We start from the raw sequence: 14,730 nt of genomic DNA on the forward strand, positions 1-14,730 counted from the left end.
AGGGCACCCTCCATGGAAAATTTCAGTATTCATCTGGAACCGGCCCGCGCCATGCTGCTGCAGGTCAGCGCATTCCTGCCGCGGCTTCTCATCGCCCTGCTCGTAGTCGCAGCCGGCTGGCTGGTGGCCAAGGCGGCGCGCTTTGCCGTGACCCGCGGGCTGCGCGCGATCAACTTCCAGGTGCTCACGCAGCGCGCCGGGCTCGACGGCTTTCTGAAGCAAGGCGGCGTGCAGGGCGACACCACCAGCATCTTCGGCATCCTGGTCTATTGGCTGGTCATCCTCGCCTCCCTGCTCATCGCCTTCAACGGCCTGGGCCTGAGCTACGTGACCGCGCTGCTCAGCCGCGTGGTGTGGTTCGTGCCCAACCTGTTCATCGCGCTCATCATCCTCGCGCTGGGGGCGTACTTCGGCCGCTTCGTCGGCGAGATGGTGGCCGCGCAGGGCCGGCGCAGCGGCCTCAAGGAAACCGTGCTGCTGGGCAAGCTGGCGCAGTACGCGATCGTGGCCTTCGTCGTGCTGATCGCGCTCGACCACCTGCGCATCGGCGGCGACATCGTGCGCCAGAGCTTCCTCATCGTGCTGGGCGGCGCGGTGTTTGCCCTGGCGCTGGCCTTCGGCTTAGGCGGCAAGGACCGCGCGGCCGAGTGCATCGAGCACTGGTGGCCCCGCAAGCGCGGCCCGGACGACGGCCCCGCGGGCGACGACCACCGCATTCCATGACACCGGCCCGGCCGTGTCAACGGCGCTGCACGCCAGGCTGCTGAGACGGCACTTTCCACGCCCCCCCTGGGCGCCCCACCCCGCGCTGTGCCGCGGGGTTTTCTTTTGCCCTGCCGTGTCATGGCGCGGTGCGCAGGGCCAAGCCGCACGGGAAAACCCCACCCCCCAGCGTCAGGCTTTTTTCAGCAGCCCGGGAGTACGATCAGCGCCACTGCCGGCCCTGCGTCCACGCGCAGCGGCCGGGCCGCCGTATTTCAATAATTCCCCAAGTTCTCCAGGAGACAAACCGTGTCAGGACTCCTCAAATTGGCCATGGGCATGGACTGGATTTCCACCAAGCTCAGCAAGGTGGCCGGATGGGCCGTGCTCGCCGCCGCTCTGATTTCCGCCACCAACGCGATCATCCGCTACGGCCTGGACATGAGTTCCAACGCCTGGCTCGAGATCCAGTGGTACCTTTTCGCCACCACCGTGATGCTGGGCGCGCCGCTGGTGCTCAAGCTCAACGAGCACGTGCGCGTGGACATCATCTACGGCCGGCTGCGCGGCAAGAAGCCCGTGCTGGTGGACCTGTTCGGCCTGATCGTCTTCCTGCTGCCGGTGATGGGCCTGCTCACCTGGCTGACGGCGCCGTTCTTCTGGCACATGCTGGTGTCGGGCGAGATGTCCGGCAACATCGGCGGCCTGATCCGCTGGCCCGCCGCGCTGCTGATGCCCCTGGGCTTCGGCGCGATGTTCCTGCAAGGCGTGGCCGAGATCATCAAGCGCGTGGCCTACCTGCGCGGCGACATCCAGATGAACACGCACTACGAGAAGCCGGTGCAGTAAGCACCCGCCCGCCCCTGCCCCACCGACTTCTCTCAGGACGACACCAGAATGCACATGGAAAACTTTGCCCCGATCATGTTCGCGGGGCTGATCGTGATCATGCTGATCGGGTTCCCGGTCGCGTTTTCGCTCGCGGCCCTGGGCCTGTTCAGCGGCTTCTTCGCCATCGAGATGGGCTGGTTCCCGGCCAACTTCATGGCCAACCTGCCGATCAACATGTTCGGCATCCTGTCCAACGACCTGCTGCTGGCCATTCCGTTCTTCACGCTCATGGGCGCGGTGCTCGAGAAATGCGGCCTTGCGGAGGACATGCTCGACTCCATGGGCCAGCTGTTCGGCCCGGTGCGCGGCGGGCTGGGCTACTCGGTCATCATCGTGGGCTTCATCCTCGGGGCCATCACCGGCACGGTCGCCGGCCAGGTGATCGCCATGGCCATGATCTCGCTGCCGGTCATGATGCGCTACGGCTACAACATGCGCTACTCCACCGGCGTGCTGGCGGCTTCGGGCACCATCACGCAGCTGGTGCCGCCCTCGCTGGTGCTGATCGTCATGGCCGACCAGCTCGGCCGCTCGGTGGGCGACATGTACAAGGGCGCCTGGGGTCCCGCCATCCTGCAGGTGCTGATCTTCGCCATCTATACCTTCCTGCTGGGCCGCTTCCGCCCCGAGTACGTGCCCGGCCTGCCCAAGACGGCGCGCACACTGCACGGCTGGGCCCTGTGGGGCAAGTGCCTGCGCGGCATCATTCCCTCGGCCATCCTGATCTTCGCGGTGCTGGGCTCCATGGGCGGCCTGCCCTTCATGGACCACGCCATCGCCACGCCGACCGAAGCCGGTGCCATGGGCGCTGTGGGCTCGCTGATCCTGGCGGCCATCCACAAGCGGCTCACGTGGCAGCTCATCAAGGAAGCGATGGACGGCACCATGCGGCTCACGGCCATGGTGGTGTTCATCCTGATCGGCTCGCGCGTGTTCTCGCTGGTGTTCCAGGGCGTGGATGGCGCCATCTGGATCGAGCACCTGCTGAGCGACCTGCCAGGCGGCCAGATCGGCTTCCTGATCGTGGTGAACATCTTCATCTTCTTCCTGGCGTTCTTCCTCGACTTCTTCGAGATCGCCTTCATCATCCTGCCGCTGCTGGGCCCCGTGGCGCACAAGCTGGGCATCGACCTGGTGTGGTTCGGCGTGCTGCTGTGCGTGAACATGCAGACGAGCTTCATGCACCCGCCCTTCGGCTTCGCGCTGTTCTACCTGCGCGGCATCTCCGACACGCTGTTCAAGGAAAAACGCATCGACAGACCGGTCAAGTCCAGCGACATCTACCTGGGCTCCATCCCCTGGGTGATCATGCAGCTGATCCTGGTGGCGATCGTGATCTTCTTCCCGCAGACGGTGACCGTCTTCCTGGACAAGGAGCAGGTGGTCGACCTGGACAAGGTGCAGCTCGAGATGCCGGCCGACTCGTCCGCCGAGCCCACCATCAACATGGATGACCCGTTCGGCACCGGTGAAAAGCCCGCAGCGGGCAGCTCCGCCCCGGCCGCCGAACCCGGTGCCGAGCCCGCCATGCCGGTGCCCGAGCCAGCACCGGACGCCGCACCCGCCGAAGGCGCGGCCAGCACGCCGCAATGACGGGCAACTCCCCGAACGTGCCCCCTGCGGATGCAGCGGACGCACCGGGCGGTGCCGGGGGCACCTGGCTGGAAAGCGCCGCCTACCCGCCCGCGGTGCGCGGGCTGGCCGTGGCCATCGTCGTGGCGCTTGGCGCGTTCGCGGCCTGGTCGGTGCCCGCGCTGCGCGGCGCGCAGTGGTCCTTCACCAGCCTGGCCACTTTCTGCCTGGCCGGGGTGCTGATCGCCTGGGTGGGCTGGTGGATGGTATTCAGCCGCACGCGCTTCTCGGGCGACGCCCTGCTGCAATCGTGGCTGTGGGACAAGAAGGTGCACGTCCGCGAAGTGGCCACCTTCAAGATCGTGCACTGGCCCTGGCTGAGCGGCATCGTCGCGCCCCGCATGCTCGTGCGCCGGCGCAACGGCAGCATCGCCTGGGTGCATTCGGCCGACCCGGCCTTGTTGGTGGCCTTCGGCGAGGCGGTGGTCCGGCAGGGCAGCAATCCACAAGCCAGCTCTGAAGACCAGCCCCCGACAACTCGCTGAATCACCGGGCGGAAATGCCACCAGCCGCTCCTGCGGTGTGCAGCCATGGCCGTGGTGCCGCAAGGAGCATGATCCACGCGCCCACGGGGGCGCGACCGGTACCAGGATTCGAACCTTGGAGCCCCTGCTCCCGTTTCAACCCACACATCCCGCGAGGGACGCGACAGACACTCTGCGTTGGTGCTTGCGCGCAAACCAGGCACCCAAAAAAAAGCCGCCGTTCACACGGCGGCTCGGAGGATTGCGGAGTTACAGCTTCTGCTGCTGCATGAAACGGTCAAACGTACCTTCGGTGAAGCGGAACCAGGCGTTCTGGTCGGCCAGGAACTTGGAGTAGTCGGGGTAGATTTTCTTCCACTCGGGGTTGCTGTTGTTCAGGTCCGAGTAGATCTGCTGGGCCGACTTGAAGGCCGCGTTCATCACGTCCTGCGTGAAGGGGCGCAGCTTGGTGCCGGAGCCCACCAACTGCTTGATGGCCACGGGGTTGCGGGCGTCGTACTTGGCCAGCATGGTCACGTGGGCGTGCGAGGCGGCGGCTTCCACCACGGCCTTGTACTCGGCCGGCAGGCCTTCCCAGGCCTTGGTGTTGATGTAGAAGTCCAGCTGCGGGCCGCCTTCCCACCAGCCGGGGTAGTAGTAGAACGGTGCGACCTTGTTGAAGCCCAGCTTCTGGTCGTCGTACGGTCCCACCCACTCCAGCGCGTCGATCGTGCCCTTTTCCAGCGCGGGGTACAGGTCGGCACCGGGGATGGACTGGGGGATCACGCCGAACGGCTCCAGCACCTTGCCTGCGAACGGGTTGGTGCGGAACTTGAGGCCCTTCAGGTCGGCGACCGACTTGATTTCCTTGCGGAACCAGCCGCCCATCTGCGCGCCCGTGTTGCCGCCCGGCAGGTTGATGATGTTGTACTTGGCGTAGAACTCACGCATGAGCTTGAGGCCGTTGCCCTCGTACATCCATGCGTTCATCTGGCGTGCGTTCAGACCAAACGGCACGGCGCAGCCCAGGCAGAACGTCGGGTCCTTGCCGTAGAAATAGTAGGGGGCCGTGTGGGCCATTTCGACGGAGGCGCTCTGCACGCCGTCCACCACGCCGAAGGCGGGCATCAGCTCGCCGCCGGCATGCACCGAGATCTGGAACTTGCCGCCCGTGGCTTCGCTGACCTTCTTGGAGAACACCTCCGCCGTTCCGTAGATGGTGTCGAGCGACTTGGGGAAGCTCGAAGCGAGGCGCCAGCGGATGTTGGCCTGCGCATGCACAGCAGGGGCCGCGCCCGCGGCCAGCACGCCGACGATGCCAGCGTGCTTGATGATTGAACGACGATCCATGAGGATTGATCTCCGAGATATTGTTGGCAGAACCCGGCGCTGGTGGGCACCGTGCGCCCAGGGCAAGAAACTGTGTGGGCCGAGGACGATTGTAGGAACATGCCCCCAGCGGGTTTTGCGGGTTTTCCCGTGAAAGAACCCACCCGTTTCGCCCATTCAGGGTTCTGCAAGCATCGGGCGCGCGCCCTTCGCGGAGATCGACAGCGGGCGCCTTGGGGCCTGGGCATCGGCGCCGATGCCGCGTCTGAGAAGGCCCACCCACCTCGGGCCGTCTCGGAACGGGCGCGGCGGTCTCAGGCCGCAGCGGACGGTGCCAGGAACCGCGCGCGCACGGCCCGTTCGATGCCCGCCGCATCCAGCCCCTGCAGGGCCAGCAGCCTGGCGGGGTCGCCATGCTCGATGAACGCATCGGGCAGGCCCAGTTGCAGCACCGGCCGCACCACGCCCGCGGCGTTGAGGGCCTCGCACACGGCGCTGCCGGCGCCGCCCAGCGTGGTGCCCTCCTCCAGGGTCACCAGGGCATCGTGGTTCGCGGCCACTTCCAGCAGCAGGGCCGTATCGATGGGCTTGGCCCAGCGCATGTTGACCACCGTGGCATTCAGCGCCTCGCCCGCCTGCAGCGCGGGGTACAGCAGCGTGCCGAAGGCCAGGATGGCGATGCGTTGGCCCTGCGGCGCCGCACCCGTGCGGCGCACCTCGCCCTTGCCGAACGGCAGCCCTTCCAGGCTGGCCAGGGGCACCACGCCCGCACCGCTGCCGCGCGGGTAGCGCACGGCCACGGGGTGGTCCTGCTCGAAGGCGGTGGTCAGCAACTGGCGGCACTCGCGCTCGTCGGCGGGGCAGGCCATGCTCATGTTGGGAATGCAGCGCACGAACGGAATGTCGTACGCGCCGGCATGCGTGGCGCCATCGGCGCCGACCAGGCCCGCGCGGTCGAGCGCGAACACCACGGGCAGGTTCTGCAGGGCCACGTCGTGGATCAACTGGTCGTAGGCGCGCTGCAGGAAGGTCGAGTAGATCGCCACCACCGGCTTGACACCCTCGCAGGCCATGCCGGCGGCGAACGTCACCGCGTGCTGCTCGGCGATGCCCACGTCGTAGTAGCGGCCGGGGAAGCGCTTTTCGAACTCCACCAGCCCCGAGCCTTCGCGCATGGCGGGCGTGATGCCCACCAGCCGCTCGTCCTTGGCCGCCATGTCGCACAGCCACTGGCCGAAGACCTGGGTGAAGGTCTGTTTGGGCGGCGTGGCGGGCTGCGTCAGGCCCACGCGGGGGTCGAACTTGCCGGGGCCGTGGTAGGCCACCGGATCGGCCTCGGCCAGCTTATAGCCCTGGCCCTTCTTGGTAACGACGTGCAGGAACTGCGGGCCCTTGAGGCCCTTGATGTTTTCCAGTGTGGGAATGAGCGAGTCGAGGTCGTGCCCGTCGATGGGGCCGATGTAGTTGAAGCCGAACTTCTCGAACAGCGTGGCCGGCACCACCATGCCTTTGGCCTGCTGCTCCAGCCGCTTGGCGAACTCCAGCAGCGGCGGCACGGGCTTGAGCACAGTCTTGCCCACGTTCTTGGCGGCGGCGTAGAAATGGCCGCTCATGAGCTGCGCCAGGTAGCGGTTCAGCGCACCCACGGGCGGGCTGATGCTCATGTCGTTGTCGTTCAGGATGACCAGCAGGTTGGCATCGGCCACGCCGGCGTTGTTCAGCGCCTCGAAGGCCATGCCCGCCGTCATGGCGCCGTCGCCGATGATGGCCACGGCATGGCGGTTCTCGCCCCGCTGCTTGGCGGCCAGCGCCATGCCGAGCGCGGCGGAGATGCTGGTGCTGGAGTGCGCCGTGCCGAAGGTGTCGTACTCGCTCTCGGCGCGCTGCGGAAAGCCCGACAGCCCGCCGAACTGGCGCAGCGTGCCCATGCGGTCGCGCCGGCCGGTCAGGATCTTGTGGGGGTAGGTCTGGTGGCCCACGTCCCACACGAGGCGGTCGCGCGGGGTGTCGAACACGGTGTGCAGCGCCACGGTCAGCTCCACCGTGCCCAGGTTGGAACTCAGGTGCCCGCCGGTCTTGGAGACGCTGTCGAGCACGAAGGCGCGCAGCTCGGTGGCCAGGTCCTTCAACTCGGCGCGCGACAGGCGGCGCAGGTCGGCCGGGTCGTTGATGGTCTGCAGCAGGGGAAAGGAATTCGTGGACATAGGCTATTTTTTGAGGAGCTGCTTGCGCCATGCAGGCAAGCGCTGCAGACCGTTCATTGTGCGGGCCGGTGCGCCGGGGCCACCGGGGAGGTCTGCGGGGATGGCGGCACAGGGCACGCAGCACGCCGCCATCATCAGTGCGAGCGGTTCACCACCATGTCGGCCAGCGCCGCCAGCGCGCGCGTGTCGGGCAGGCCGCTCGCGGCCAGCGCGGCGTGCGCCTCGATCCGCAGCTCGCCAGCGTGCGCCTGGGCGCGTTCGAGCCCGAGCAGCGATACGTAGGTGGGTTTGTCGCTCGCGGCGTCCTTGCCGGCGGTCTTGCCCAGCGTGGCCGAATCGGCCGTCACGTCGAGGATGTCGTCCACCACCTGGAAAGCCAGCCCCAGCGCGGCGCCGTACTGCGACAGCGCAGCCAGGGCGGCCGGTGCGGCCTGCCCGCAGGCCGCACCCATCACCACGCTGCCCTGCAGCAGCGCGCCGGTCTTGAGCCGGTGCATCTGGCGCAGTTCGGCCTCGCTCAAAGCGCGGCCCACGCTGGCCAGGTCGATGGCCTGGCCGCCGGCCATGCCGTCGGCACCGGCGGCCTGGGCCAGCATGCGGCACAGCGTGGCCTGCATCGCGGGCGGCACCTGCGGGCCTTCCGGCGTGAGCAGACCGAAGGCCAGCGCCTGCAGCGCATCGCCGGCCAGCAGCGCGCGCGCCTCGCCGAAGCGCACGTGCACCGTGGGCTTGCCGCGGCGCAGCACGTCGTTGTCCATGCAAGGCATGTCGTCGTGCACCAGGGAGTAGGCGTGGATCAGCTCCACCGAGCAGGCCGCGCGCAGGGCCGCTTCGTCCAGGCCGCCGACGGCCTCCGAGGCGGCCAGCACCAGCAGGGGCCGCAGGCGCTTGCCGCCGTCGAGCACAGCGTAGCGCATGGCCTCGCCCAGGCCCGCGGGCGCATCGCTGCACACCCAGCGCGACAGGGCGTCCTCCACGCGCGCCAGTTGCGCATGGCTCCATGCGCCGAGGTCGAACGGGGCATGAAGCGCGGTGGGCACGGTGGATGGGCCCAGAGGGGTCGGTACTGCCGCCATGGTGGGGGTCACTCCTGCGTCCATGGTTGCAGCGCTCCTTCGTCCAATACCTTGATCTGGTCCTGCACCGCTTCCAGCCGGCCGCGGCAAAAGGCCAGCAGCTGCGCGCCGCGCTGGTAGCCCGCGAGCATCTGGTCCAGAGGCAACTGGCCCGACTCGATGCGCCCCACGAGTTGCTCCAGCTCTTCCAGCGCGGCTTCGTAGCTGGCGGGTTCGGGGAGTTTCGGGGGAACGGCGGAGGCCTTGGGCATGGAACGGGGGGCGGCGAACGCGCAGGTAAAACGGGCGATTTTAGGCGCACCCTCCTTCGGGCGGGCGGCGGCGGGTGGGCGGCACGTGGAAAATGGCTGGCACCTTGGCGACACCATCGGCGCGCAAGCCTTGCCCGGCGCGCTCAAGCATGTCCGGCCAATACACATACGGGGGGAGCGGAAATAACCCCACCGGCTACAATCCCATTCCCTTCGGGCCGGCTTGCATGCCGGTTTCTTTTTTTCCGTGTGCACTTCACGCACCCTCCCTGTGGGGAGTCTTTAGGTCAGGTCACCCATGTCTGATTTAAGTCTTCAACTGCAGCAGGCCGCAAGCCAACTACCAGTTTCAAGCTACTTTGACGAAGCGCTGTTCCAGCGCGAGCTGGAGACCATCTTCCAGCGCGGGCCCCGCTATGTGGGGCACCAGCTTTCCGTGCCCGATGCGGGCGACTACTACGCCCTGCCGCAAGAAGGCGAAGGCCGTGCGCTCGTGCGCAACGCGCAGGGCGGCGTCGAGCTGATCTCCAACGTGTGCCGCCACCGCCAGGCGGTGATGCTCAAGGGCCGCGGCACCCTGCAGGGCCACGGCAAGGGCCATGCGGGCGGCAACATCGTGTGCCCGCTGCACCGCTGGACGTATTCGCCCGGCGGCCAGCTGCTCGGCGCCCCGCACTTCGCGCAGGACCCCTGCCTGAACCTCAACAACTACGGACTGCGCGAGTGGAACGGCCTCCTGTTCGAGGACAACGGCCGCGACATCGGCGCCGACCTGGCCGGCATGGGGCCGCGCGCCGAACTGAGCTTCGACGGCTTCTCGCTCGACCGCGTGGAAATGCACGAGTGCAACTACAACTGGAAGACCTTCATCGAGGTCTACCTCGAGGACTACCACGTGGGCCCGTTCCACCCGGGCCTGGGCAACTTCGTCACCTGCGAGGACCTGAGCTGGGAGTTCCAGAAGCACTACTCGGTGCAGACGGTCGGCGTGGCCTCCACCTTCGGCAAGCCCGGCTCCGACGTCTACCGCCAATGGCACGACGTGCTGCTGCGGTACCGCGAAGGCAAGCTGCCCGAACGCGGAGCGATCTGGCTCACCTACTACCCACACATCATGGTGGAGTGGTATCCGCACGTGCTCACCGTCTCCACGCTGCACCCCGTCAGCCCGACGAAGACGATGAACATGGTGGAGTTCTACTACCCCGAGGAGATCACCGCCTTCGAGCGCGAGTTCGTCGAAGCCCAGCAGGCCGCCTACATGGAAACCTGCATCGAGGACGACGAGATCGGCGAGCGCATGGACGCCGGCCGCCGCGCCCTCTACGAGCGCGGCGACAACGAGGTCGGCCCCTACCAGAGCCCGATGGAAGACGGCATGCAGCACTTCCACGAGTGGTACCGCGCCGCCATGGGCGATGCGGTGCCCCCGCGCTGACACCGATCCGATTGCTATAAAAATAATAGCTTCCGCCGCATGATCCACTAGGGCATGCGGCCTTTTTCACTCCAAACCCCCTCATTCCCATGCAAGCGCTCTGGATGGTGTTGGCCGCGTTCCTCTTCGCCAGCATGGGCGTGTGCGTCAAGGTGGCGTCGGCCTACTTCAACTCCGCCGAACTGGTGTGCTACCGCGGCATCATCGGCATGGCGATCCTGTGGGCGCTGGCGCGCTCGCAGCGGGTCAAGCTGGGCACGCATTACCCGGGCATGCACGCGTGGCGCAGCCTGGTGGGGGTGGTCTCGCTGGGCTCGTGGTTCTACGCCATCGCGCACCTGCCGCTGGCCACCGCGATGACACTCAACTACATGAGCAGCGTGTGGATCGCGGCGTTTCTGGTCGGCGGCGCGCTGCTGGCCTGGCGGCCCTCGAGCAGCAGCTCGCGCCCGCCGCTGCAGGGCACGCTGGTGTTCACCGTGATGGTGGGCTTTGCCGGCGTGGTGATGATGCTGCGTCCCAGCCTCGACCAGCACCAGATGTTCGCCGGCCTGATCGGGCTGCTGTCGGGCCTCACCGCCGCGTTCGCCTACATGCAGGTCATGGCGCTGTCGCGCCTGGGCGAGCCCGAGACGCGCACGGTGTTCTATTTCGCCGTGGGCTCGGCGGTGGCCGGCGGCGCGGGCCTGCTGCTCACGGGCACTTCGGAGTGGCCGGGCTGGCCCAGCCTGTGGCTGCTGCCCATCGGCGTGCTGGCGGCGGCCGGCCAGCTGTGCCTGACGCGGGCCTATGCCACCGCGCGCACCTCGCGCGGCACGCTGGTGGTGGCCAATCTGCAGTATTCAGGCATCGTGTTCGCGGGGCTGTACAGCGTGCTGCTGTTCGGCGACGACATCCCCGCCATCGGCTGGGCCGGCATGGCGCTCATCGTGGTGAGCGGCATCGTGGCCACCGTGCTGCGCGCGCGCGCGGCCCCCGGGGCGCCGGCCGAAGAGCACTGAGGCCGCCGGCCCGGCGCTGCCGCAGCCGGGTGGCCCCAGGGCGCGCCCGCCCGTCAGGCCTGTCCGACGCACGGCCCCGCCGCGCCGGACCACAATAAGGGCTTGTCCGCCACCGATTGATTCAGTCCCATGCCGTACACCACCCTGATCTCCGCCGCCGAACTGCAATCCCTCATCGCCAGCGGCGCGCCGCGGATGGTCTTCGACTGCACGTTCGACCTGACGCAGCCCTCGCTGGGCGAGCAGCAATACCGCGAATCGCACATTCCCGGCGCGCTCTACGCGCACCTGGACCGCGACCTGAGCGCCAAGCACGGCGCACCCGGCGCGGGCGGCACCATCGTCGCCACCGAGGCGGACCAGCCCGCATCGGGCGGGCGCCACCCCCTGCCCAACCGCGACCGGCTCGAAGCCTGGCTCTCGCGCATCGGCTTCACCAACGGCATGCAGGCCGTGGTGTACGACCGCAACGGCGCCAACTACTGCGGCCGCCTGTGGTGGATGCTCAAGTGGGCCGGCCACGATGCGGTGGCGGTGCTGGACGGCGGCCTGCAGGCCTGGACCGCGGCGGGCGGGGACCTCGCCAGCGGCGACGAGCCGGCGCATTTCCAGTCCAACTTCAAGCTGGGCGAGCCCCTGCGCCAGCTGGCCACCGCGGCGGACGTGCAGGCCGCCCTGGGGCAGGACCGCCAGACGGTGATCGATGCCCGCGCCCCCGCCCGCTACCGCGGCGAGGTCGAGCCGCTGGACCCCGTGGCCGGGCACATTCCCGGCGCGCTGAACCGTCCATTCTCCGAGAACCTCGGGCCGGACGGCCGCTTCAAGCCCGCCGCGCAGTTGCGCGCCGAGTTCGAGGCCCTGCTCGGCGCCCGCGCACCCGGCACAGTGGTGCACCAGTGCGGCAGCGGGGTGAGCGCCATTCCCAATGTCTTGGCCATGGAACTGGCCGGTTTCGGCAAAACCACGCTGTTTGCCGGCAGCTGGAGCGAATGGTGCAGCGTTCCTGACCGCCCCGTGGAGCGCGGCTGACCCCTGCGGGAGGGCCGGCCGTGCAGCAGGCCTTCCCCTCTCCAGGGTCGGACACCCGCTGCGGATTTTGTAAGGCAAATTCCTACACGCCAAGTGTGCCGACCAGACACGCTGCACATCCAAACCCCGACTTAATTTTTGATTGGGCTGAATTCACAATCCATTTCAACGGATCGCGAAACCATGCAAACCGCATGAACCCCGCCAGATCGGTTAAAGGAAAAGGATTCACCATGACCTCCGAACAACTTCTCGCTGAAATCCGCGAAGCCAACCTCACCTACCTGATGTTGGCACAGACCCTGATCCGCCAGGACAAGGCGGAAGCTGTTTTCCGTCTGGGCCTGAACGAAGACACCGCCGACATCCTCGCATCGCTGTCGGCCGCGCAGGTGCTCAAGCTGGCCTCCCGCAACACGCTGCTGTGCAGCTTCCGGGTGGACGACAACCTGGTGTGGAGCTTGCTCACCAACCACAACACCCCGAAGAAGGTCGGCAACGAAGCGACCAACACGCTGCACGCCAACATCCTGATGGCCAGCCGCGTGTCCGAAGTGCTCTGAGCGCAGCGCCCGCCGCCCTCACCGCCTCGCCGGCCTGCCGCCGCCCACCCTTCTTCGAAAGCCAGCCATGTCCGCACCCGTCAAGAGCGTCCTCAACGAATCCAAGCAGATCGAACGCGCCGCCATGCTGATCCAGATGGGTGCCCGCATGCAGGTACTGGAATCGGAAACCACGCTGTCCTACGAGCGCCTGATCCGGCTGTACAAGGAGATCGCCGGCAAGTCGCCGTCCAAGGGCCAACTGCCCTTCTCGACCGACTGGTTCCTGACCTGGCAAGAGAACATCCACAGCTCGCTGTTCCTGAACATCTACGAATACCTGTCCAAGGGCGTGGACCTGGATTCGGTGGAACTGCTCACCAAGGCCTACCGCCTGTATAACGAGCAGGTCACCACCGCCGAGATCGAACCCCTGCTGTCCTTCACCCGCGCTTGGCGCCTGGTGAAGTTCGTGGACGCCGGCATGCTGACCCGCACCGCCTGCTCGCAGTGCAGCGGCCAGTTCGTCACCGATCTGTACGAAAACGCCCGCAACTACACCTGCGGCCTGTGCAATCCGCCCGCCCGTGCCGGCAAGAGCAAGTCGGCCGGCGCGCTGATGCTGCACTGAGCCTGTGCACCACCAGGCTTTAAGCCAAAAAGCCTTCCAGCGCATATTCCACTAGGGCATATCGCTACAAAATCAATAGCAGATCAAACATTCGAAAACCCGGCCCTGGCCGGGTTTTTTCGTGGGCGAGGCGGGACGGTCGGCAAGCCAAAGCTCCCCAGCCCCCATCCGCCCACCGGCCCACCGCCCGTCAGCGCATCGCCAGCAGGATGCGGATGTCCGAGTCCACCGGCAGCGCATAGTCGTAGGCCGCCATGACCGCATTGCCCTCGGGGCTCACCAGCTTGAGGCTCACGTACACCGTCTGCGGGGTGGCCGCGTACGTGCCCACCACCACCGCCTGCGCCGCCTGGGCGCGGCTCACTTCGCGCACTTCACGCGAGAGCAGCAGTTCGCCGTCGCCGGGCCGCATGACCAGGTTCTCTCGCAGCTTCAGCTCGGTCACCCGCACGCCACGCTGCACCAGCCGCCCGGCGATCTGTTCGGAGCACAGGCGGCCCAGCCGTGACGACTCGTTCAGCCGGTCCAGGTGCACCAGCGTGGAGACCAGCACTGGCTGGCGCGGATCGAGCGGCGCGCCCTGCAGCAGCATGTCCGCGGCCTTCTGGTTGAATTCGAGCAGGTCGGTCTGCACGCCGCCCGCGGCCGCGCTGCCGTAGTAGAACCGCGCGCAACCCGGCAGGGCCACCGCCGCGGCGCCCGCCAGCGCGCCGGCCAGCACGGTGCGGCGCCTCATGGCACCACCCGCCACGTCTTGACCGGCGTGGCCGCCACCGCCGGCACGCGCGGCAGGTACAGCGCCACGTCGCCCTGGTCGATGGAGTAGACGTCGCTGGTGCGCGCCAGCACGCGCTCGTCCGATTCGATGGACGTGGTCACCAAAATTTCGGTGCGCGCCGTGCCGCTGGCCAGCAGCACGTCCGGCGCCGGCACGTAGGCGCCCGACGCATCGCGCACCACCGCCACGCCCTCGGACAGCCGCACCCGCGGCGGCGCGTACACACCGCCGCCCTGGTGCTGCACCACCTGCGTGGACACCGCCATGCGCACGCCGGTCGGCTGGGTCGAGACGGTGATGCCGCGGTCCACCAGGCGCGTCACCAGCAGCGAGCGAAAACCCGCGTCGAAGCCGTCGCCCTGGGCGGGCAGCAGATAGATCGGGTACTCCCCCGGCGGCCAGTCGCGCAGCCGCACCGCCGTGCGCTCCGCCACGTCGCGGGCCAGCACGTCCCAGTGCTGCACGGCGCGCGCGGTTTTCTGCGTGGAAGGCGCGTGCAGTTCGTCGCGCGGCAGATCGGGCGCCGCGCAGCCGGCCAGCAGCGCGGCAGCAGACAGCAGGCACCCGCCCGCCAGCCGGCGTGCAGGTGCCAGACGCCCCACGCCAGCGGATTCGCGGCCCTGCGCCGGGGCCAGGGCGCCCGGGCGTGCACGTTTTTCGAGAGATTCCATAACCGCAAATGCTAGCGGCCGCCCGCGCAAGGCATCGGCCGAACAGCGCGGCTTTTCCCCCGTTGCCAGGGGGCTTGGGGGCTTCTTCACC

The 14,730-nt window shown here is 67.8% G+C and carries 15 protein-coding genes; 9 read left to right on the plus strand and 6 right to left on the minus strand.

The genetic code is table 11. The features are described from left to right. Positions 1 to 12 precede the first annotated feature (12 nt). The 4 genes from AVAK2825_RS05170 to AVAK2825_RS05185 all read left to right on the plus strand — a co-directional run bounded on the left by AVAK2825_RS05170 (position 13) and on the right by AVAK2825_RS05185 (position 3,710). Positions 13 to 723, plus strand: coding sequence for a mechanosensitive ion channel family protein (locus AVAK2825_RS05170; RefSeq protein WP_284394824.1), 711 nt, complete (start codon positions 13 to 15; stop codon positions 721 to 723). 288 nt (positions 724 to 1,011) lie between these two features. After that, entirely contained in the window at positions 1,012 to 1,551 is a 540-nt protein-coding gene (locus tag AVAK2825_RS05175) for a TRAP transporter small permease subunit (protein ID WP_272564385.1), read from the plus strand. A 48-nt stretch (positions 1,552 to 1,599) separates the two neighbouring features. Then, the gene (locus AVAK2825_RS05180) at positions 1,600 to 3,186 is read left to right on the plus strand and encodes a TRAP transporter large permease (protein ID WP_284394825.1); all 1,587 of its coding nucleotides are present in this window, start codon (positions 1,600 to 1,602) and stop codon (positions 3,184 to 3,186) included. After that, on the plus strand, positions 3,183 to 3,710 hold the full coding sequence (locus AVAK2825_RS05185; protein ID WP_284394826.1) for a hypothetical protein: 528 nt from the start codon (positions 3,183 to 3,185) through the stop codon (positions 3,708 to 3,710). The genes AVAK2825_RS05180 and AVAK2825_RS05185 overlap by 4 nt, the downstream gene beginning before the upstream one ends. A 249-nt stretch (positions 3,711 to 3,959) precedes the next feature. On the opposite strand, the gene AVAK2825_RS05190 is transcribed toward AVAK2825_RS05185, so the two are convergent. The 4 genes from AVAK2825_RS05190 to xseB all read right to left on the minus strand — a co-directional run bounded on the left by AVAK2825_RS05190 (position 3,960) and on the right by xseB (position 8,549). Beyond that, a complete protein-coding gene (locus tag AVAK2825_RS05190) occupies positions 3,960 to 5,039 on the minus strand; it encodes a TRAP transporter substrate-binding protein (RefSeq protein ID WP_272548513.1) in 1,080 nt (359 codons plus the stop codon). Between the two features lie 293 nt (positions 5,040 to 5,332). Then, positions 5,333 to 7,222, minus strand: coding sequence for a 1-deoxy-D-xylulose-5-phosphate synthase (dxs, locus tag AVAK2825_RS05195; RefSeq protein ID WP_284394827.1), 1,890 nt, complete (start codon positions 7,220 to 7,222; stop codon positions 5,333 to 5,335). Positions 7,223 to 7,356: 134 nt separating this feature from the next. After that, a complete protein-coding gene (locus AVAK2825_RS05200; protein ID WP_502870493.1) occupies positions 7,357 to 8,298 on the minus strand; it encodes a polyprenyl synthetase family protein in 942 nt (313 codons plus the stop codon). Between the two features lie 8 nt (positions 8,299 to 8,306). Further along, positions 8,307 to 8,549 carry an exodeoxyribonuclease VII small subunit gene (gene xseB / locus AVAK2825_RS05205; RefSeq protein WP_272564389.1) on the minus strand — a complete coding sequence of 81 codons (243 nt, stop codon included), beginning with the start codon at positions 8,547 to 8,549 and terminating at the stop codon, positions 8,307 to 8,309. A 298-nt stretch (positions 8,550 to 8,847) separates the two neighbouring features. Between xseB and AVAK2825_RS05210 the strand changes: the two genes are divergently transcribed. The 5 genes from AVAK2825_RS05210 (at position 8,848) to flhC (ending at position 13,190) form a co-directional block, all read left to right on the plus strand. Then, positions 8,848 to 9,987, plus strand: a complete 1,140-nt coding sequence (locus tag AVAK2825_RS05210) for an aromatic ring-hydroxylating oxygenase subunit alpha (protein WP_284394829.1) — start codon at positions 8,848 to 8,850, stop codon at positions 9,985 to 9,987. Positions 9,988 to 10,076: 89 nt separating this feature from the next. Beyond that, positions 10,077 to 10,988 carry a DMT family transporter gene (locus AVAK2825_RS05215; RefSeq protein WP_284394830.1) on the plus strand — a complete coding sequence of 304 codons (912 nt, stop codon included), beginning with the start codon at positions 10,077 to 10,079 and terminating at the stop codon, positions 10,986 to 10,988. 129 nt (positions 10,989 to 11,117) lie between these two features. After that, positions 11,118 to 12,017, plus strand: a complete 900-nt coding sequence (locus tag AVAK2825_RS05220) for a sulfurtransferase (RefSeq protein WP_284394831.1) — start codon at positions 11,118 to 11,120, stop codon at positions 12,015 to 12,017. A 233-nt stretch (positions 12,018 to 12,250) separates the two neighbouring features. Beyond that, positions 12,251 to 12,580 carry a flagellar transcriptional regulator FlhD gene (gene flhD / locus AVAK2825_RS05225; protein ID WP_284394832.1) on the plus strand — a complete coding sequence of 110 codons (330 nt, stop codon included), beginning with the start codon at positions 12,251 to 12,253 and terminating at the stop codon, positions 12,578 to 12,580. 67 nt (positions 12,581 to 12,647) lie between these two features. Further along, positions 12,648 to 13,190, plus strand: coding sequence for a flagellar transcriptional regulator FlhC (gene flhC / locus AVAK2825_RS05230; protein ID WP_284394833.1), 543 nt, complete (start codon positions 12,648 to 12,650; stop codon positions 13,188 to 13,190). A gap of 190 nt (positions 13,191 to 13,380) precedes the next feature. Here flhC and AVAK2825_RS05235 read toward each other — a convergent pair whose 3' ends face one another. Both AVAK2825_RS05235 and AVAK2825_RS05240 read right to left on the minus strand, forming a co-directional pair. Beyond that, positions 13,381 to 13,926: a FlgO family outer membrane protein gene (locus tag AVAK2825_RS05235; RefSeq protein WP_284394834.1), complete on the minus strand. Its 546-nt coding sequence runs from the start codon at positions 13,924 to 13,926 to the stop codon at positions 13,381 to 13,383. Then, positions 13,923 to 14,639, minus strand: a complete 717-nt coding sequence (locus AVAK2825_RS05240; protein WP_284394836.1) for a hypothetical protein — start codon at positions 14,637 to 14,639, stop codon at positions 13,923 to 13,925. Before AVAK2825_RS05240 ends, AVAK2825_RS05235 begins: the two co-directional genes overlap by 4 nt. Positions 14,640 to 14,730: the final 91 nt, after the last annotated feature.

Origin of the sequence: Acidovorax sp. SUPP2825 (assembly GCF_030158995.1) — a bacterium.
Lineage (GTDB): Bacteria > Pseudomonadota > Gammaproteobacteria > Burkholderiales > Burkholderiaceae_C > Paracidovorax.